Here is a 19,709-nt window from a genome sequence, read left to right on the forward strand (position 1 = left end):
GATACAGTCATGGCTAATCAACTTCCTCCTGTATTGGTAACTTTTGATGCAGATGTTTTAATGACTGGCCGAACCCAAGTTTGGCAAGAATATGCGAAGGTGGGAACTTGCTATATCCCAGAAGTAGTGTACGACGAAATAGATCGTCTGACAGGGCAAGCGGTGGAAAAAGCTCAAGAGCAAGTAGCTAGAGAGTTTATGCGATTTTTTGCCGACAGCGGCTGGATTGCAACTGACGCTCAGGAAACACACCGCGCTCTCGAACCTTCGATCAAAAATCAAAGCAAGCCAGCAATGCTGGTGGTGGCGACGGCTCAGTGCGTTTACGGTTTGGCTCAAGAACACCCGGACGCATTGGTGATTTTTGTGTCCAACAGCCAGCCTCTGCTGAAGCGGCTGGCTTCTGTAGGCGCTACGAATCTCTGCGGGATTACCGGGGCGATGCTGTTAAATTGGGCGAGGAAAGGGGAACGCCCGCCGGCGGCGACTCAGCAATTGCAAAGTTTGATGCGTACCCTCGCCGAACGCAAATCGACTCAGCGCCATAACAGCAGAATTCAGGATGCTGCTGTTGGCCACACGGGGGCTTCTGCTAGTAAGTTAACGGGAACCCGCGGCGCTTCTGAGCTAAACTCGCCCAGCAGTTTTACTAAAACTAATAAAACGGGTTTGACTGAGAGCCGCAGTGCGAGTTCGCGGCCCAAAACACCGCGGCGTAATCGCGAGGAGGCGAGAGATTACGAGCCGGCTGTATATCGCATGAAACATATTACACCTCCGAAAAAAAGGGACAGCGGTTTTCTGTCTACTGTGTTCAATTTTTTGGGAGCGTTATTTTTCTTGACGGTAGCGGTAGGTATTTTGTGGCGAGTGTTCGATGTTAGGGGTTTTAGAAAGACTTTTGTGCCGGCTCTACCACAGCCTGTGCAACAATTTGTTAAGTCGATCGACCCTAAATAATCTGGTTTTCTGAAAATTTCACCTTCTGATGTGGCTGATTGGTGCTTTCGATCATCGTTAATCCTGCACCTTGGGAAACTGGAATAGCACGCTTGGTTCAAAAATGAGTTCCCTCCCCTAAATATAGCGGTAAGGTTTTTGTGGCGCACCCTACGGTTAGAATGTCTGGCATTAGTCCGCTGGGAATTTTCAACGGCTACTATCACAACAGAAGGCGAACGCTTCAATTTAGTGCTCTAAAAATTCCTTGCCATGCTGAACGGGAACGAAATAATTAGTGGATTAGCATTGGCTTTTGGGGGTTTTGCGTATGCTTTAGTATTTTTTGTTCTTCTTCCCTTCAGACAGTACGATTATGCAGCACCACTTGGGGCAATAGCAATGGCGATCGCCCTTACTGTAGCAATGAATTGGCTACTATCTGCATCGTTGCTAACCGGCTGGAGTTGGGTGGCTGCATTATTTGGTTTTCAGGTAGCCCTCATATTTTTTGGTAGCGTGTTTTTGGAAGATGGGCTGTACCTGCCAAATTTGTTGTTTTTGGGAACTATGATCGTAGGATATGTGAGCGTTTATACCAGTTTTTCACAACAAAAAACACTGGTAATTGTGGGTTTATGTACAGTATTTTTCCTAGCTTTAATGTACTTCTCTTTCATTGGTGGCTATGTGATCAAAGGCAAAAATCCGTTTCAGGGTTCTTCTACCCAGATGCTGCCACTGTTGAATCAAAGGGTAGAAATTATCACCGACAATCCCAAACAATTTTATTTGAATGGTAAAACTGGCGAACTCACGCATATTTACCGTTATGAGGTGACTGTGAAACTAGATTCGGGAGGAGACGAGAGATTGATGTGGCCCTATGTTGATGTTTGGTGGCAGGATATTAAGGCTGCTAGCGAACAGAAATCGCAGTAATTTATATCATTTCCGGTGGCACCGAAATTGATATCATTCACTATTTAAAGCTGGTGCTGTTCCTTCTACAGGTCGAATAATGACCGATTTATTAGTAGATTGTTGCTGAAAAAGTGCCTTGAGTGCCAATTCAAGATTTTCTGCCATGACTATGCGGTTTTCGTAGACAGCAATAACTCTGACTAAAGTTGGCAAACTATTGCGCTCTGCTTCTAGGTAAAGAGGTTCCACATACAGTAAAGATTGTTCAATGGGAATTACTAATAAGTTTCCTTGAATTGCTTTTGAACCCTGGCGATTCCAGAGAGATATTTGTTCGGAAATAACTGGATCTTGGTTAATTAAAGCTTCTATTTGTTCTGGACCGTAAACTAATCGCTGTTTGGGAAACAAGTACAAAAGCAATTTTCCGTAATTGCCACCATCAGATCTACCTGCAATCCAAGCAATTAAATTGTTGCGACTGACTGGTGTAAATGGAAGCAGCAAAATAAATTCTTCTGCTGTTTCCGTTGGCAGCTTCATAATCAAATAATACGGTGCTACGGGCTGCTGTTCGCTGCCATAAATTTCATTGGGAACTCGCCACAAATCCTCTCGATTGTAAAATACTTGCGGGTCTTCCATATGATAAGTTAGCAAGCGTTCGGATTGAATGCTGAACAAATCTACTGGATATCGGATGTGTTTTCTGAGAGCCGGAGGCATTTTGTCAAGGGGTTTGAAGAGTCCTGGAAAGATAGCCATCCAACTGTTAATAATCGGATCGGAGGGATAGGCAACGTAGAAGTCAACAGAGCCGTTGTAGGCATCAATTACTACTTTGACAGAGTTACGGATGTAGTTAAACTCATGCTTTCCTGGGTCAGAATATGGATAGCGATCGCTCGCTGTATAGGCATCGATAATCCAGTAAAGATAGTTGGGAGATTTATCAGTAGCCGAGGGTGAAGGTTTAATCTTGTTGCTAGTTTTATCTTTTTGTTTTTCTATATCATCATGGCTAAGATTGGCGTTAGCTACTACTAAATACGGGTCAGAATCGTAGCGCAAAAAAGGAGCGATCGCCCGGACTCTTTTATTAATATTTCGGCGGTACAGTAATTTAGTTTCTGGGGTAAAATTGCGCGTCAGCGCCATTTGCCAATTTTTGAGATAATTAGCAAACAGCCAGCGCCGCCACAGAGAACCGATCGCAATTCCGCCCCTACCGCTGTAAGTATTGTAAACATTGTCTTCGCCGCTAGGATAGTCGAATTCTTTGACTTTCGTGGGCGTCATCGCGTCTGTATCGGTGATTTCGCCGTAGTAAATGCGCGGGTAGCCGATCGGAATACTAGCCCGAATTCGATCGCTAGTGACTTCCAAAGCAGTCTCTCCTTTCTGGGCTGCAACTCCAATATCTTTGACAAAATAATCCGGTAAACCGCCGACACCGACTCTGTTTACGGGAGAAAGAGTAAAGCCGTAACCGTGAGTGTAAACTAGGTGTTCGTTCACCCAAGTTTGAGCATCCGGGGCAACTGCTGTGTAATCTAATTCTCGCGCTGCCAGAAAAACTTGTTGGCTTTCTGAATCTCCCTTTTGTGCTTTTTCATTTCTGATTGTGTAGCGATCGATATCGGCATCAGGAAATGTATAATATGGTCTAATTTGCTGTAACTGTCGGGTGGTTTGCAGCAGCGGCCTCTTGTCCCATAGCCGGATGTTGCTAATAGTAAGTTGATTTTTTTCTAAGTCGGCATAAGTAAGTTTTCCGGCGGGATCGAATGTTTTTATTTCGATTGTGTTGAGGTCAAAGGCTTCTTTAGTAAAGGCAATACTGCGCTGAATATACGGCTGTTCTCGTGCTAGTTCGTTGGGTTGAACTATGAGTTGCTGCACAATTTGTGGCAGCAGCCAACCTCCCACAAGAGTTAAAGTCACCCATGCTAAAATAATTTTTTTTAGTAGTTCATTTTTAATTTTGAATTGGTAAACCTGGCACAGCATCAAAACGGCGATCGCCCCCGCCAAAATACTCAAAAATCCATAGACGGGTAGTCGCACTGTCACGTCAGCATAATTTGCCCCGTAAGTAACGTCTCCCCGCGCATACAGCAATGCGTAGCGCCCCAGCCAATAGCGGAAAGCAACGGCTAGCATGGAAGCTGCACCCAACCCGTACAAGTGCCGCTGCTGCGATCGAGAAAACCCCAAAAATCTCCCTTGACTCAGGCTATTTCCCGACAGCAAATATGTTAAAGCACAAGATACTAAACTGTACCAAAATAAAACTGTCAGCCAGAATCCTAGCAAATCTAAAATTGGCCAAATAAATACATAAAAGCTAATATTGTGATTGAAAATAGGGTCTGTTTTATTAAAATTAGTAGGGTTAAAATATTGCAAAACATTTGTCCAGCGACTGGTGGCAATAAGCCCGATCGCTAAACTGATAAAAATGGCGATCGCCCGCAGCCACAAATCAGGCTTAATTACCACAGCTAACATTGTCCCCAGCAACAAGCCTAACTGCCACCAGCGAGAAAATAGCTGCACCGCCCCATGCTGGATTGACTCAATTCCCAACTGCACGGGCGGTGGAGGTAAATTCCCCGCTATACCGAAATAGGTGAGGCTATTTGCAGCTAACAGCCCGCAGTGAATTATTATAAAAGTTGTGAGCGAACTCAATCCGAATACTGCTAACAGCAGCCAGGAAAAGGTAATTTGGGATTTAGCAACAGGTATTTCGTAATTCCTCCCGATATTCTTCCCCGTTTTGTTCGCCCCCAGTGAAGTGAATAGCGCCTCCACAACCGGCGATTTCATTTCCTCTGCGGGATGTTGCAGGCGGCGGGCTAAAGCCAAATTTCCCAGCAAAAAGACAGAAGAAACAGCAATTGCGATCGTCCCCAACAACCCTTGAGTTTTCAGCTTTAACAGAAAAACCTGAAGATATCCAACTTCCTGAAACCAGAGAATTTCTGCTGCAATGCGGGAGGCTAATTCAAAAACCAGCCATAGCCCCGCAATCAGTAGGATTATTTGACAAATTCGCCTATTAGTCATTAGTTATTAGTCATTAGTTATTGGTTGAATGATAACTGATATCAGGTTCGAGCAATTTACCCTCCCGAATGATGCTTTAGCCGCAAGGGTTGGAGGCATTTTTATTCATGGTAATTGACCGGGCATAATATGACTCCTGCTTTCCAGTCAACGGCTAACTGCTTTCCTGTCAACTGACTAATGACTAATGACCAATAACTAATGACAAACTAGCTGTACTGCTGATTGACATCCACATCCAAATTAAACAGTGTTTGCAAAGTTTGCATCGCTTGCCGCCGCGCCTCAATATCCTGCTGAGCGCGCAACTGTACCATCGGATCGTGCAAAATCTTATTCACAATCCCCCTTGTTAAAGATTCAATCACGTCTTGATGTTTCTCCGAAAATTCCGAACCCAGACGCGATAAAGCTTTTTCTAACTCTTGTTCCCGAATCAATTCTATCTTATCCCGCAAACAGCTAATAGTAGGAACCGTTTCCAGACTGCGCCACCAGAGATCAAAAGCCTCTACTTCCTGTTCCAGCAAGCCTTGAGCTTCCATTGCCATTTTGCGACGGCTTTCGTGATTTTGAGCTACCACTGCTTTCAAGTCGTCCACATTAAACGATCGCACATTAGCGAGTTCGTTCGCATCCGAGTCAATGTTGCGTGGCACAGAAATATCCACCAACATCAAAGGGCGATTCGTATCTAAAACCGCTTCCAATTTAGCTTTATTTAACAGTGGCTCGGTAGCTGCCGTACTGGTAAAAACCAAGTCAGAACTGGCAATTACCTGCATCATTTCCGAGAGCTGATACAGGTGCAATTGAGCATCTTTAAACTGACCGGCCAACTCTAGAGCGCCCCGCACAGAACGGTTGACGATCGAAATATGGCTAGCTCCTTTTGAGAGCAAATGCTGTACCAAAAGCCGCGACATTTTGCCAGCACCGATAATTGCAATTTTGCTGCTTGCTAAATGCTGACCCTTCATTTGAGCCAATTCTGCCGCCGCCGAACTTATCGAAACTGCACCGGTACCGATGCTAGTTTCCGTGCGAACTCGCTTCCCCGCTGTGAGAGCTTGCTTGAACAAGCGCTCTAAAATTCTGCCTACACCTTTGTACTGCTGGGCGAGTTTGTGAGTTTGTTTCACCTGAGCCAAAATTTGTCCTTCTCCGAGCACCAAACTGTCGAGGCCAGAAGCCACTCGCATCAAGTGCATCACCGCATCTTCGTGCAGCAAAATAAACAGGTGAGGGCGCAAAGACTGCAAAGGAACTTTACTGCATTCTGAAAGGAACTGAATAACCTCTCGCACACCAGGCTCGGATTCGCTGGTAACAATATAAATCTCTAAGCGGTTGCAAGTGCTGAGGATGGCAACCTCTTGAATGTGCGGGTAGCCGCGCAATTGGGCGATCGCTGCTTCAACTTTCTGTTCTGGAATGCTCAGTTTTTCGCGAACTTCTACCGGCGCTGTTTTGTGGCTGAGACCTACGACTGCAATATTCATATCTGTGATTTGTCACTATTTCTTTCTTAGTTGTTAACAGTCACCTGTTATTAGTTCTTAGTTTATCGCTAATTGCTAATCATCGGTGACTGTTAACCGTTAACTGTTAATTGTTAACATTTAACTGTTAACCACTAACTAATCACTAATTCAATTGCAGAGATTTCGGCTGGTCAAACATATGGATTGTATCCACAAAGCGAGCTGTTTTCGACTGAGAAGAAATTACCAAACTTTCAGTGCGAGCGCCGCCGCCAAAGAAGCGAACTCCATCCATCAGCGTTCCGGGAGTAATCCCGCAAGCTGCAAACAGAACTGTTTCTCCCGATGCCAACTCTTCAGCATTGTAAATCTTGTCAGGGTCTGTGATGCCCATGTCTTTAAGGCGAGCGATATTGCTCTCTCTGCTTTCACCGATCAAACCAGTTTTTACAACAGCCGGATCGTAAATTAACTGCCCTTGGAAGTGACCGCCCAAGCAGCGCATTGCTGCTGCGGAAATCACACCTTCGGGTGCAGCGCCAATACCCATAAGTGCGTGGATGTTGGAACCAGAAAACGCGCAAGAAATTGCTGCAGAAACGTCGCCGTCGCTGATCAGCCGAACTCTTGCACCCGCTTGCCGAATTTCATTAATTAAATCTTTGTGTCGGGGGCGATCCATGACCACCACCACCAAATCTTCAATACTGCGGCCGAGGCAATCAGAGATAATTTTGAGGTTTTGAGTGGGCGTTTTGCGAATATCTACATGATTCTTAGCAGCCGCAGGAGCAGCCAATTTGTTCATGTAGAAATCCGGTGCCGCAAACAAACCACCTTTTTCAGAGATTGCCAAAACTGCCATCGAACCGTTTTGACCGTAAGCAACCAGGTTAGTACCTTCGCAGGGGTCAACAGCGATGTCAATTTCGATCAATTCATCTATGTTGCAGACATCTTTGGCATCTTCGCGGGTACAAATACCTACTTGTTCACCGATGTAAAGCATGGGTGCGTCATCGCGTTCGCCTTCGCCGATCACGATGCGGCCGCGCATATGAATTTTGTTCATGCGCTCCCGCATGGCTTCTACAGCCACTCTGTCGGCTTCATCTTTCTCGCCTTTGCCCATCAAGCGAGCGGAGGCGATGGCTGCCTGCTCAACTACTTCGATAATCTCTAAACCGATTACATTGTCCACGAACTAGATCCTCCCAACTGCTGATGCGTGCCTTGTGCTCTTTTGCACTCCCAGCCATCAAGTTTATCAGAGGCGGGGATCTGTGCGAGCGCAAGCAGTTGCTTAGTTTGTGTTAACTTTTGCTTCTTTGATACTGGGGCTGGAAAATCTGATCCCAACAAGCTCAAAGATGGATCGCCCCAATACTTCACTCTTGCTCGATCGATTGCACGCGGGCCCCCAGGGAGCGCTAAATCGCGGACTCCAGAGGTTCCGGGGGAGCGAGTGGCTGTTTCAGGCAACTTGTCATTCCGAGTGCCGTTAAAGGTTTTATGATTAGTTTGCGATGCACGATTTCTCAGAAACCTGGTTGCTAACCCGGAATTTATCGTTACTAAACCCAAAATTTTGGTAGAAACCGGGTTTGTGAGGGTAAGTCCTAATGATGATCGCAAATCAAATGGACAGCCCCAAATCGGGACGTAGTAGAGTTTATCAGCAGGAAGGAATAAAAAATGATGATGAAAGCCCAAGATATTATGACCACAGATGTTGTTACTATTCGCGGTTCGGCAACTGTGGCTGAAGCGGTGGCGATGATGAACGATTTGTGTTTGCGCGCTTTAATTGTGGAACGTCGCCACGAACAAGACGCCTACGGGATTGTCACCGAAACGGATATTGTCTATAAAGTAGCAGCTTACGGAGTAGACCCCAAAAAAGTCCGCGTCTTCGAGATTATGACCAAACCGTGCATCACGGTGAATCCAGACTTGGGCGTGGAATACGTGGCTAGGTTGTTCGCGAATACCCGCATCCGCCGGGCGCCGGTGATTAAGGACGAGCTAGTGGGCATTATTTCGGTCACGGATATCTTGACAAAAAGCGATTTTCTTGAGAAGCCGAAGAGTATTTTATTTGACGAACAAATCGAACAGGCGATCGCGGATGCCAGAACTATCTGTGCCGAGAAAGGCGCTACCTCTAGAGAGTGCGCGGTAGCGTGGGATATTGTAGAGGAAATGCAGGCTGAGGCTTCTCACCAGCGATCGATGAAGCTTGAAAAAACGGCTTTTGACGAGTATTGCGAGGAAAATCCCGAGGCGGCTGAAGCGCGGATGTACGACAGCTAATTTAGTCATTAGTCATCAGTCATTAGTTATTAGTTATCAACTCTTATGTATGGATTGATAACTAATAGCTAACGATCGGAAATAGCTTTTTTTAGGCGAACGTCACGAAAAATAAAAATCTTAAGTGTTTGGCTCAGTCATACAAAACACGTTCAGCTTATTCCCATCTAGATCCCGAAAATATCCCACATAAAACCCCGGTAACGTGCCTCTTGACCCCACTGCTCCTTCATCCTTAGCGCCAAGTTCGATCGCTTTGTTATAAACTAAGTTGACTTTTTCTGGACTGTCAACTTGAAGTGCGATCATTACGCCATTACCAACAGTTGCTTCGTTGCCATCAAAGGGTTTTGCAACAGCAAATCCTGGCATCTCTGGAGAAACGCTCCATGCGATAAATCGGTCGAATTCCATGAATCGTTGAGCGCCAATTTCCGCAAGCAAAGTATCATAAAACTTGGCTGCACGTTCAAGATTGTTGGTGCCGACTGTAACGTATCCAATCATATTTTTTGTCCTCTAACTGATGTTAAGATAAAAAAATGTTTGAGCAAATAACAACTGAGTTAAACTGATCCTTAGAAAACCAAAGCTACAACTCAAACATCATTTTACATCATAACTGACACTATCTCGGTGTTGTCCGCTCCCATCATTTATTGCCGATCGCTAATACATTCGGGACTGTCTCTAGTTGGACTGTTGACGATCGCACTTACCGCCTTTGCTTTCATCACTTCGGAAGCATACGGTTTTAACAATGGCAAAACTTCCTGAGCATTTTTAACAGCAGGATCGAGCCACTGTTCCCAATCGCTGTCGGGGAGAATCACAGGCATTCGATCGTGCATCGGCTGCACTGTTTCGTTAGCAGCGGTAGTAATTATACAGCAAGATACAATGTTTTCATTTTCTGGAGATTCCCAATTTTCCCACAAACCGGCAAAAGCAAAAGGTTCGCCGTCTACCTTTTGAAAATAGTAAGGCTGTTTGTTCTTTCCCTGCTGTTGCCATTCGTAGAAACCGTCAGCGACTATCAAACATCGCCTGTGCTTGATGGCGCTGCGAAAAGCAGGTTTTTCGGCTACGGTTTCCGATCGCGCGTTAATCATGCGACTGCCTATTTTCATGTCTTTTGCCCAACTTGGAATCAGACCCCAGCGCATAAATTGAAACTCTCGCTGCATTTTTTCTGGTTCAACTGTTACTGTGGCAACTGATTGAGTTGGGGCGATATTGTATCGCGGTTTGATATCGGGAACTGCCGACAGTTTGAAGAATTCGGCGATGATTTCACCTGAAGTAGTTAAAGTGTATCGTCCGCACATAATTTATAATTGGTATTAACAAAAAGGTAGATTGCGATTTACCGTTGGACCGGGCGGTTTTCGAGATTATTGGTGTTAGGCAAAGATGGTTTGTAAAACCCCACCCTACGAGACATTGCTAAATTGTGGAACATTCCCAGACAACCATTCGGCGCGCAACTTTTCAATCGCTAATTCTTTAAATTTAGCTTCTACTTCAATCCAAGGAGCCTGATAATAGCAATTAGGCATTTCTGTAATTAAATCACTGTGGCGCGGATCGGCAAAAAATTCTCTGCCATTCGATATGTGTACTAATTGCCATTCAGGAACAGACCAAGTTGTGCGGGCTGCTGCGAGCATTTCGGCAACGCTGGGATCGTCGTAAGTTTCTAAATGTTCGTGAATGACGTGGTGGTGGGCGTCAAAAACCATTGGTACGCCGGTATCGAGACAAACTTCTAAAATTTCCGAGGAACTGTAAGCGTATTCGTCATTTTCAAAGGTTAAGCGCGATCGAATTGATTCGGGTAAATCGCGGATGACTGATTTGAGCTGCGAAATGCGATCGCTCTTGCCGCCGTGAATGTTCATCAGTGCCAGGGGCGATCGGGGCTGTCCCAACATATCTAAAATTAAAGCATGAGTCGCGAGAATTTTAATGCTATTTGCAACGACATCAGACTTGTCGGAACTGAGGACTACAAATTGATCCGGGTGAAGTACCAAACGGATGTTGAGGGAAATTGCGCGATCGCCCGTAGTCCACAATTCCTCAGTCATGGAGTGTAGCACTGCTTCCCCCAAATCTGTATCTGCAAAAGGGAACAGTGCAGAAGTCATGCGGTAGAGCTTAATCTGATTAACGGAACAGAAGTCGATCGCTTTGTCAAGGCGCTTTAAGTTGTCTGTATAAAGCTCGAGCAATACAGTTTCTTGTTCAGTTTCCGAAAGCTGTAAAAGTCGTTTCCGCGTGACAGTGCGAAAGCGAACTTCATTGGATGTTGTAATGCAGACTAACCCCAATTCCGGCAATTTGTCTTTTTGAAATAGTTGGTTAATCTCGCTCATTTCTCAATAATTCCTAACTTGAATTTTAGAGGTTAAATAGTTTTGTAGTAAGGACTTTAGTCCTTGGTTATGAAGCTGTGATATCAATTCCGGTTGTATCGGAATGATTAAACCACAGAGGGCACAGAGGACACAGAGAAAGAGAAGAGAGAGATAATAATTCCGATGTCAACGAATGTGATATGAGGTACTACTGAACCTGCCCAAATAGTCCGCCGAAGATTCTAATCCCTGGCGGACTATGGAAGTGCAAGATGTAATTAGTACAAACCTGATTTTTCTCAAACATCTAATCAACCGCGTCGCAGATAGCATATCGATGACAATTTAATCGATATAACTATTGCTGTTCTTCGCCAGACTCAGCCTCTTCGTCGGGTCGCGCGGTGGCAACAGGATTTTCCATTGCTTCGTTATGGAACGGATAACCGGATGTTTCTTGATTTAGCGGGTCAGCGGGTTGGTCTTCAGGGGATGTAATTTGACCGTTAGTGTTGGTATTGGGTTTTGTGGAAGAGCCTTTATGGCTGGCGTGACCGCTGCTCATCTTTTTTTCCTCAATTAGGTTTATGGAACAATTTCTAGCTTAGACTTAGCGGCTGCGGGCGATCGCCTATCTTAAGTCAGAGATGTTGCTTAATAGTTGAGGATGCTATAGCTTTTCTTGGCAACAGTGCGGTAGATAGGAAAACCGCAGATTAAGGCAGATAAACACAGATTAATGCCGATAAATTCAAGATATCTCTGCGAATGGCAATCCGATCGGGAATTGGTCGCCTGTGTACCTCACGAAAATTGAGAAAGGCTATATATCTCATGATTTTCCCTATTTCTCCTTGACAATTAACTCCGCAAACGGCCGGATCGCATAATGCTAATAACTAACCACAAACCCAAAAAACTCGCCGCCCCAAACAAACCCGTGCTCAGAAAAGATAGCTGAGGAGTTTGTGCGTTAGAAGAAATAATTGCAGCCCCCACAATCAGCGAACCCACGACAATACTAAAAGAAAGTCGGTTCGCAGAATCCCCCAGAGTGCGGCGTAGCGGATCGAGTTCTTTTAGTGTCAAGTTCCACTTCAAAGTTTCGGAAGTAACTCGGTCTAAAAGCACTTCCACCTGTCGCGGAGATTGCAAAGATAAGCTTTTGAGATCCAGGGCAGTTCTCAGCAGAGCTTGGATCGGATCATCTCCTAATAACTGACGCCGAAACATATCGGTCATCAGCGGTTTAACCTGCTCTACAATATTAAATCGGGGATTAAAAGAGCGCGCCAGTCCTTCCAAATTAGCTAGAGTTTTTGCATACAAACCGAGATTGCTGGGCAACCGAATTTTATTTTTGCGGGTGATTTCCAGCACCTCATAAAAAATTTCCGACAAGTTCATTTGCGACAAGCTCACATTGTAATACTTGCGGAGCATTCGAGCTAAATCGTTCTCTAGATTAACTAAACTTGTCGGCTGAGCAAATTCGGCCATTTCTAAAGTTAATTGAGCGCAGCGCTGAGCGTCTAAATCGACAATTGCCAGCAACATTTCTGTCAAATTCTGCTGAGTTCGCGGGTCTAATCGGCCGACCATGCCGCAGTCCAGCAAAGCTATCCGGCCGTCTTTGAGATAAAATAAATTGCCGGGATGCGGGTCGGCGTGAAAGAATCCGTCGATATATAACTGCTGGAAGAAAACGCGGCAAAGCAGCGTTGTAATTTCTTCGCGTTCGGCATTTATATCTCCTTTGTGGCGAATTCCTTGCAAATCGCCTAACAAAATTGGGACTCCGTTCAGCCACTCCATTACTAAGAGTTTTTTTGTAGTCAACTCCCAGTTAATTTCTGGTAGGACAACTTGTGTGGGGTCAAACCATTTACTTTTAGATAAATTGCGGCGCAGTTCGTCTGTGTAGCTGGCTTCTTGAATGAAGTCGAGTTCTGCACGCAGGGCGATCGCAAATTCTTCTGCTAGGGCGACAATATCGTATTGTTGACCGAAGTCTGTGAGCATGACAAGTTCTGCCAAACCTCGGAGCACGGCGATGTCTTGTTCGATGACAATCTCAATACCGGGGCGCTGAACTTTGAGGGCGACTTCGCGACCGTCTTTTAAAGTAGCTTTGTGGGTTTGGGCGATCGAACCTGCAGCGACGGCTTGAGTGTTAAATTTAGCGAAGGTATTTTCGAGAGATTGTGTGAGTTCCTGGCGGACGATTGCTTCTACTTGCGACCACGGTACGGGCGGCACTTCCGCTTGTAGCGTGGAGAGAGTTTCGATGTAGCTGGCGGGTAAAAGGTCGGGACGGGTGCTCAGCAATTGACCCAATTTGACAAATACTGGGCCTAATTCGACGAGGATATTGCGGAGAACTGCTGGAGTCGGGAGACTGGGTGCGTCGGTTTTGCGGCCGGTTAGGAGGCTTTTCATGTAGTCCCAACCGTTGCGGAAGACGACCTCTAGAATTTCTCCTTTGCGAGAAGTGTTTTGAACTAGGCTAAACAAGGGGCCTCCGGGTCGATCGGGTTTAAGGGCTATATAACTACTAGGATAGCGCTGTTGACCGGGCTGACCAGTGTCTTGGGGAATAACTTGGGGAAAAGGGTGGGAATGGGCGTGAGAGTTTTGGGGGGTGGGGCGATCGGTCTTTGGCCGTGGCATTAATCCTCATGGTAATATACTGTTAAAGCAGACATGATATTTTTATAATTAAATTTATTTACTTGAAAACTTGAAAACTTGTGTCAAATACTGGAATGAGTAAGTTATTAAATAACCCGATTTTAAATGTGTTTAAAACCGTATAAGAGACATGATTGCCATCCAATTTCCTACCAACTCGATCGAATTATCCATCAACTTAACTGACGAGCAATTTTTTCAGCTTTGTCAGCACAACCGCGATTATCAATTTGAACGTACAGCTTCCGGGGAATTAATTATTATGCCACCGACAGGCAGTGAAACTAGCAGGCGTAATGCCGATTTAACATCTCAACTCCGAGTCTGGAACCATGAAACTAAACTGGGAGTAGTTTTCGACTCTTCTGGAGGCTTTACACTCCCCAATGGTGCCGATCGCTCTCCTGATGCCTCTTGGGTCAAAAAAGAACGCTGGGATGCTTTAACACCGGAACAAAAAGACTGTTTTGCTCCTTTGTGTCCCGATTTTGTTGTTGAGTTGCGTTCTCGGACTGATTCCTTGAAGAAACTTCAAGAGAAAATGCAAGAATATATAGATAACGGTGCTAAATTGGGTTGGTTAATTGACAGGCAAAATCAGCGTGTTGAAATTTATCGCCCCGGTCAAGATGTTGAAATTATCCAAAATCCTCGCACTCTATCAGGGGAAGAGGTACTGCCAGGTTTTGTCTTAGATTTAGCAGAAATTATGTAACATTCCTGGACGCAAAAACTGAATAGCAAAACTGTTGGTAGCGGTAAGGTACGCACTGCGTACCCTACAGAATTAGTTACAATAAATCTTTCAACTTCTCATCTTCTCCCAACACTTTAATCACCTGTTTAATCTCCTGCGTTCTATCTTTTTTCACAATCAAAGTCACATTGCCATCTCTGACAACTACCACATCTTCTAAACCAATGGTGACAATTACTTCGTTCTCATCCGCTGCATAAAAAATGCCACCTTTCGTATCAATTCCGACGTGTTTTGCTAACTCCACATTCGGCTTGTCTCCTTGCAGCAAACGACCGATCGCATTCCAATCTCCCAAATCGTCCCAGCTAAACCCTACGGGCAGAACACAGGCTTTTTGCGTCTTCTCCATCAGTGCGTAATCGATGCTAATTTTGGGTAATTCCGAGTAAGCCTGCGCGCCTTTTGCTTCCAAAGCTGCCATCATTTCCGGTACATGATTTCGCAATTCTGTCAAGACAGTTCCGACTCGAAATACAAAAATTCCACCGTTCCAACTAAACTTGCCGCTGGCTACAAATTCTTCCGCAGTTGTGCGATCGGGCTTTTCCGTAAACCTCGCCACCCGATAGGCCGGAAAACCCCCAAAACTGCCAATTTCCTGACCTTGTTCGATGTAGCCGTAGCCGGTGGAAGCATAACTCGGTTTTACTCCCAAAGTGGCGATCGCATCCTGATTTTTCGCCAACTCGGCCGCCGCCTCCAAAGTCTTGACAAACTCCTGTGGTTCCCCAATCCAGTGATCCGCGGGGAAAAAACCAACAACCGCATCCTCACCGTAACGCTTGCCAGTTTCTATAGCAGTCCAGGCCACAGCCGGCGCCGTATCCCGACCCTCCGGTTCCGCCAGCAAATTCTCCGGAGGTAACAGCGGCAACTGTTCGCGAACCCCCGCAGCCAACATTTCCGACGTTACTACCCACAAATCGTCCCAACCGTTACCTAATGTTAATAGTCGATCGGCAGTTGCTTGCAGCAAACTCTTGCCGCTACCGTCGAGACTCAAAAACTGCTTGGGTCGCTGTTTGCGACTCAGTGGCCAGAAACGTTCGCCTTTACCGCCGGCGAGAATTACGGGAATTAAGGTTTTGGTCATGATTTGAAGTTAAACGGTTCTGATCTATTTTGCCTGACACTTGAGGGATTGAAACGATCGTGATATAATTGATAAAACTTATTAATTGTTGGCAGCGTGGCGTTAAGGCGCTAAGTTTTTTATTTAGTAGAAATTTTAAAAATTCCTAGGATGGATTTTGGGTCATTTTGTCAATCCAATTAGCATAAAACGATACCCGCGTGTCGCCGGAAATTTCCCCGAAACTGCCATTGTCCTCAATTTTATCAATATCGGCGATGTTTGTTTTGAAAAATCCCCGATCGCTATAACCCCAAGAACTAATCCCCGCAATCTTGCCCTCGACAAACGAAGGCCCGCCGGAATCTCCGCTAGCCGTAGCGATCTCATTTTTCCCCAAACCTCGATCGCGCAATCTTGGAAAATGCCTCCCCAAAGCATCGTGTTCGCTAGTTCCCGCATCAAAATCAAAGATTAATTGACTTCCCAAAACCAATTCCGACATATCTGATTCTGTAGCATCTTTCAAAACATCAATTAAAGCATCATACCGATTCTGTCCGCTATATCTTTTCGCCTCAGAATTAGAATTTTCATCTTGTCCCTTTGCACCTAAACCTATATACCCGTATCCAACTTTTGTCAATACTTTCCCGACTTCATTTTTGTTTCTATTTATCTCGTACTGTTCGATCCTTGGCGGCGCGATCCTTTTCAGCTTTAAAATAGCAATATCGTTGCCAACTTCCGATTCGTAACCAGTCCAGCCCGGATGGATATAATATTTGCTAACGGGGATGCTAACTTCACCCCTAGGCAATTTAAAAATTGCTTTAATTGCCGTTTCAGCAGAAACCTTAACTCCGCCTTCATTCAGACAGTGGGCCGCCGTGAGAAGGTACAACCCTCCCGTTAGCAGCGAACCAGTACAGGAAGCCGAATCGAGATAGGCGACGCCTGTATATTGATTTAAAGCTAAAGGTTTGCGGGAACTGCTGTCAGGAAAAGCGCTAATTATCGATCGCCCGATTTCTGCTGTTTCTAAAACTAACAACACAGTCAAAACTGCCATTAATAAAACTTTGATTACTGACTGCATTTTTGATATTGAATTGATTTAATCGCTGTTATATCAAATCCGATACTATTGGAATTAATTTTACCCAGAATCAGGACACGGCAGTGCAGTTTCCATACAATTGATCCGGGTATGGGCACGGCAATACCGTGTCCTCTTATTGCAATATTTTACTTCGACAATTCGACGTTGAGTTCGTTCACAACACGGCGTTTGAGGGGGATTGATTTTTCTCTGGGCAGCAAGTCAAATACTTTCCGAAAAGCATCATCTACCTGTTCAAACGGTATTTGTCCTTTCTCATTAAAAACTACTTTCCCCGATTGGTCTAGGATTACGGTTTGAGGTACAAAACCTTCGTAATAATGGCTTGGTTCGGTGATTTCTGGTGACGGTTGCGGAGGCAAAGAGTCAATTGTTATGGGCATAAAATCGGCTTCGCGCCCGTAAAATTCCTGGAGTTGAGAGACGACGATCGCGTATTGCTTGGAGTCGCTGCTGTCGTCAGTGTAAAACACTAACAATACGGGTTTATTTCGTTTGAAAGAATCTGTGAGTTTGACTTTAGGAGGAACTAGGGAACCGTTGCCGGCGTAGAGGGCAAAAATTGTACCGTCATAACGATCGTCGGTGAGAGTTGCCAAGGCTGGTGGGGTGCCGCTTAGCAGTACGAAGCTAAGTGCGATCGCCACTGTTACAAGACTGGCCGACAAGATTCGCCTCAGCCAGCGGATTCCAGAAGCAGCAGTAACAATTGAATTTTTGTTCTCAGGAAATATCATAGGTTGTGGGCAGTTGCTGTAAGGAAACCGAAATCAGATGCAAAAACTTTCCTAAGTTTATCAGCAAAATGTAGGCAAATGTTGTTGAGTAGGTTAAAGTAGTTTCGGCTCGACGATCATAAATTGCTGATAGTGGCGATCGACAAGGCGATTCTACAGACCGAAGATCACTATTTGCGATCGGCTTTTCAGGGGCGGACTGGAACAGTCCGCGCCACAATAAAATTTATTTGTGGTGGGGTGGGCTTCTAGCTTCCCAGAAGGGTGCAAGATATTCAATTCAACTGATTACTAGAAACTGACAACTGGGAATTTACAACTAATGATAGCTTTGCTTGACGCACTCCTCGCCCAAACGCCGGCTGCTGATGTTTCCGGGCCGGCTCAAATCAATCTGGTGCAGGCTCTTGTTTTAGGAATTGTACAAGGATTAACAGAGTTTTTGCCCATCAGCAGCAGCGCTCATTTAAAGGTAGTGCCGATCGCCCTGGGATGGGGCGATCCGGGAGTTGCTTATACTGCTGTGATTCAGTTGGGCAGCATTGTTGCAGTGCTTTGGTATTTCTGGAAAGACTTGACAAATATAACTTTTGGTGCCGTAAAAGCCTTGGTGCAGCGTAACTACAAATCCCATGAGTTTCAAATGGCGGTGGCACTTGTTTTGGGAACAATACCCATAGTCTTTTTTGGGCTGCTAATCAAGGCATTGGTTCCAGATTTTGACAACTCGCCACTTAGGAGTTTGGCCAGCATCGCCATTGCTTCGATCGTCATGTCGCTACTTTTAGCAATAGCAGAAAAAATTGGCAAGCGCAATCGCACTTATGAAAAGTTAACTGTCTTAGACGGTATTTTGATGGGATTAGCTCAAGCAATCGCATTGATTCCGGGGTGTTCGCGATCGGGTTCCACCCTAACAGCAGGATTGTTCATGGGATTGGAAAGACCTGCCGCCGCTCGGTTTTCTTTTTTATTAGGAATTCCGGCAATTACTCTGGCTGGATTAGTGGAATTAAAGGGTGATTTGGCACAAGGAATCGGCGATGCTGGAGTTGCAGCTTTGATAGTGGGAACGATTTCATCATTTGTGTTTTCTTATTTGTCGATCGCGTGGCTAATGAAGTTCCTGCAAACTCAAAAGACGTGGATATTTGTGTTGTATCGGCTAGCTTTTGGTGTGGCGATTTTAACGGCGATCGCAGGTGGGGGGCTGAGAAATATCTAAAACAGGACTGACTTGAACCTAATTATAGCTTTTCTCAAGGGCGGTGAGGTATGTCCGGTAATGGGTAATCGGTAATGGGTAAGAAAGCAATCGCTCGCCCTCGCACCTTACTCACACTTTTTTGCCCCATATATGCCGTAAAAGCTGCAACTTGACAAGCATGAGAGTTTAAGGCTTTGACAAAGGGATATTCGGCTCTCAACGCTGTATTGTGACGATGTATTGTGACGATACATATCTTTTTGTTCAACACCTCGGTTGCCCATCCAAAAATGGACACATTTGTTGCGGACAAACTGAGCGGTTTTAATCGCTTCGTCTGCAGCAGCGTATTGAGTTGTTTTTGCCTTAGCCTTAAACTCTAAAACTATCATTGACGTGGAAAAACTTTACAAAAGTAGCAGTATTTGGCAACGCTGGAGGCGGTAAATCAACTCTCAGCAAGAGATTATTGGACATCACTGGGTTGCCGCTTTACGTCTTGGACAAGATTAAATATTGATCGGGCGGCGTTGAGGTGTCACAGGAAGACTACAAGCGCGCCCATCAAGAAATTTTGCAGACTGACAGATGGATTATTGACGGGTTTGGTTGCATGGAAACCGTCTGGCTGCGACTTGATGAGGCGGATACTCTGGTTTATGTCGATCCACCGCTATACGTGCATTTCTGGTGGGTGACTAAACGACCGATCTCAGGTATGTTTAAAGCGCCCGAAGGCTGGTCTGAAAACCGCCCAATATTAAAGAGTTCGATTAGCAGCTACCGCGTGCTTTGGTTGTGTGACAAATATTTGACTTCAAGATATCGCGAATATATCGATCGGGCGCGAAGTAGCAAAAGTGTTTATCACATCATATCTACCGAACAGATTTCGCAATTTGTGGTAGCGATTGAAAATGAAACGAACTTTGAAAAGGGTGCAACAGCTTAATAACCCAGTTGAACTAAACCTGTTTATCAAATTTGAACCGGAAGGTGCTATAGTTGCCGTTAATATTGATGTAGA

Annotated in this window: 17 protein-coding genes; 6 read left to right on the plus strand and 11 right to left on the minus strand. The window is 45.2% G+C overall.

Annotation, left to right across the window (positions count from 1 at the left end; all coding sequences use genetic code 11):
* Nucleotides 1-9: 9 nt before the first annotated feature.
* Together QUA03_RS05445 and QUA03_RS05450 are read left to right on the plus strand one after the other, a co-directional pair.
* A complete protein-coding gene (locus QUA03_RS05445; protein ID WP_333210355.1) occupies nt 10-960 on the plus strand; it encodes a hypothetical protein in 951 nt (316 codons plus the stop codon).
* Between the two features lie 252 nt (nt 961-1,212).
* A complete protein-coding gene (locus QUA03_RS05450; protein ID WP_333210356.1) occupies nt 1,213-1,881 on the plus strand; it encodes a hypothetical protein in 669 nt (222 codons plus the stop codon).
* A gap of 33 nt (nt 1,882-1,914) precedes the next feature.
* Here QUA03_RS05450 and QUA03_RS05455 read toward each other — a convergent pair whose 3' ends face one another.
* The 3 genes from QUA03_RS05455 to glpX form a co-directional block, all read right to left on the minus strand.
* On the minus strand, nt 1,915-4,935 hold the full coding sequence (locus QUA03_RS05455; protein WP_333210358.1) for a UPF0182 family protein: 3,021 nt from the start codon (nt 4,933-4,935) through the stop codon (nt 1,915-1,917).
* A 209-nt stretch (nt 4,936-5,144) separates the two neighbouring features.
* On the minus strand, nt 5,145-6,437 hold the full coding sequence (locus tag QUA03_RS05460) for a glutamyl-tRNA reductase (protein WP_333210359.1): 1,293 nt from the start codon (nt 6,435-6,437) through the stop codon (nt 5,145-5,147).
* Between the two features lie 145 nt (nt 6,438-6,582).
* A complete protein-coding gene (gene glpX / locus QUA03_RS05465; protein WP_333210361.1) occupies nt 6,583-7,620 on the minus strand; it encodes a class II fructose-bisphosphatase in 1,038 nt (345 codons plus the stop codon).
* A gap of 494 nt (nt 7,621-8,114) precedes the next feature.
* Between glpX and QUA03_RS05470 the strand changes: the two genes are divergently transcribed.
* Entirely contained in the window at nt 8,115-8,732 is a 618-nt protein-coding gene (locus tag QUA03_RS05470; protein WP_333210363.1) for a CP12 domain-containing protein, read from the plus strand.
* A gap of 120 nt (nt 8,733-8,852) precedes the next feature.
* On the opposite strand, the gene QUA03_RS05475 is transcribed toward QUA03_RS05470, so the two are convergent.
* From QUA03_RS05475 to QUA03_RS05495, 5 genes are all read right to left on the minus strand, one after another.
* Nucleotides 8,853-9,239 carry a VOC family protein gene (locus QUA03_RS05475; RefSeq protein WP_333210365.1) on the minus strand — a complete coding sequence of 129 codons (387 nt, stop codon included), beginning with the start codon at nt 9,237-9,239 and terminating at the stop codon, nt 8,853-8,855.
* Between the two features lie 149 nt (nt 9,240-9,388).
* Nucleotides 9,389-10,060, minus strand: coding sequence for an SOS response-associated peptidase (locus QUA03_RS05480; protein WP_333210366.1), 672 nt, complete (start codon nt 10,058-10,060; stop codon nt 9,389-9,391).
* Between the two features lie 105 nt (nt 10,061-10,165).
* Nucleotides 10,166-11,110: a UV DNA damage repair endonuclease UvsE gene (uvsE, locus tag QUA03_RS05485; protein ID WP_333210368.1), complete on the minus strand. Its 945-nt coding sequence runs from the start codon at nt 11,108-11,110 to the stop codon at nt 10,166-10,168.
* 340 nt (nt 11,111-11,450) lie between these two features.
* On the minus strand, nt 11,451-11,657 hold the full coding sequence (locus QUA03_RS05490; protein ID WP_333210369.1) for a hypothetical protein: 207 nt from the start codon (nt 11,655-11,657) through the stop codon (nt 11,451-11,453).
* Nucleotides 11,658-11,953: 296 nt separating this feature from the next.
* On the minus strand, nt 11,954-13,606 hold the full coding sequence (locus tag QUA03_RS05495) for an AarF/ABC1/UbiB kinase family protein (protein ID WP_333210455.1): 1,653 nt from the start codon (nt 13,604-13,606) through the stop codon (nt 11,954-11,956).
* 307 nt (nt 13,607-13,913) lie between these two features.
* Here QUA03_RS05495 and QUA03_RS05500 point away from each other — a divergent pair, with 307 nt between their 5' ends.
* Entirely contained in the window at nt 13,914-14,498 is a 585-nt protein-coding gene (locus tag QUA03_RS05500) for a Uma2 family endonuclease (protein WP_333210371.1), read from the plus strand.
* A gap of 76 nt (nt 14,499-14,574) precedes the next feature.
* Here the strand turns inward: QUA03_RS05500 and QUA03_RS05505 are convergent, their stop codons facing one another.
* From QUA03_RS05505 to QUA03_RS05515, 3 genes are all read right to left on the minus strand, one after another.
* Entirely contained in the window at nt 14,575-15,636 is a 1,062-nt protein-coding gene (locus tag QUA03_RS05505) for a mannose-1-phosphate guanylyltransferase (RefSeq protein WP_333210373.1), read from the minus strand.
* 145 nt (nt 15,637-15,781) lie between these two features.
* The gene (locus tag QUA03_RS05510) at nt 15,782-16,714 is read right to left on the minus strand and encodes a trypsin-like serine protease (RefSeq protein WP_333210375.1); all 933 of its coding nucleotides are present in this window, start codon (nt 16,712-16,714) and stop codon (nt 15,782-15,784) included.
* Between the two features lie 149 nt (nt 16,715-16,863).
* On the minus strand, nt 16,864-17,475 hold the full coding sequence (locus QUA03_RS05515) for a thylakoid membrane photosystem I accumulation factor (protein ID WP_333210377.1): 612 nt from the start codon (nt 17,473-17,475) through the stop codon (nt 16,864-16,866).
* Between the two features lie 322 nt (nt 17,476-17,797).
* On the opposite strand from QUA03_RS05515, the gene QUA03_RS05520 reads away from it, so the two are divergent.
* Nucleotides 17,798-18,700 carry an undecaprenyl-diphosphate phosphatase gene (locus tag QUA03_RS05520; RefSeq protein ID WP_333210378.1) on the plus strand — a complete coding sequence of 301 codons (903 nt, stop codon included), beginning with the start codon at nt 17,798-17,800 and terminating at the stop codon, nt 18,698-18,700.
* A 517-nt stretch (nt 18,701-19,217) separates the two neighbouring features.
* Nucleotides 19,218-19,634: an adenylate kinase gene (locus QUA03_RS05525; protein ID WP_333210380.1), complete on the plus strand. Its 417-nt coding sequence runs from the start codon at nt 19,218-19,220 to the stop codon at nt 19,632-19,634.
* Nucleotides 19,635-19,709 lie beyond the last annotated feature (75 nt).

Source organism: Microcoleus sp. S36b_A4 (genome assembly GCF_036700645.1).
Taxonomy (GTDB): Bacteria; Cyanobacteriota; Cyanobacteriia; order Cyanobacteriales; family Microcoleaceae; genus Microcoleus.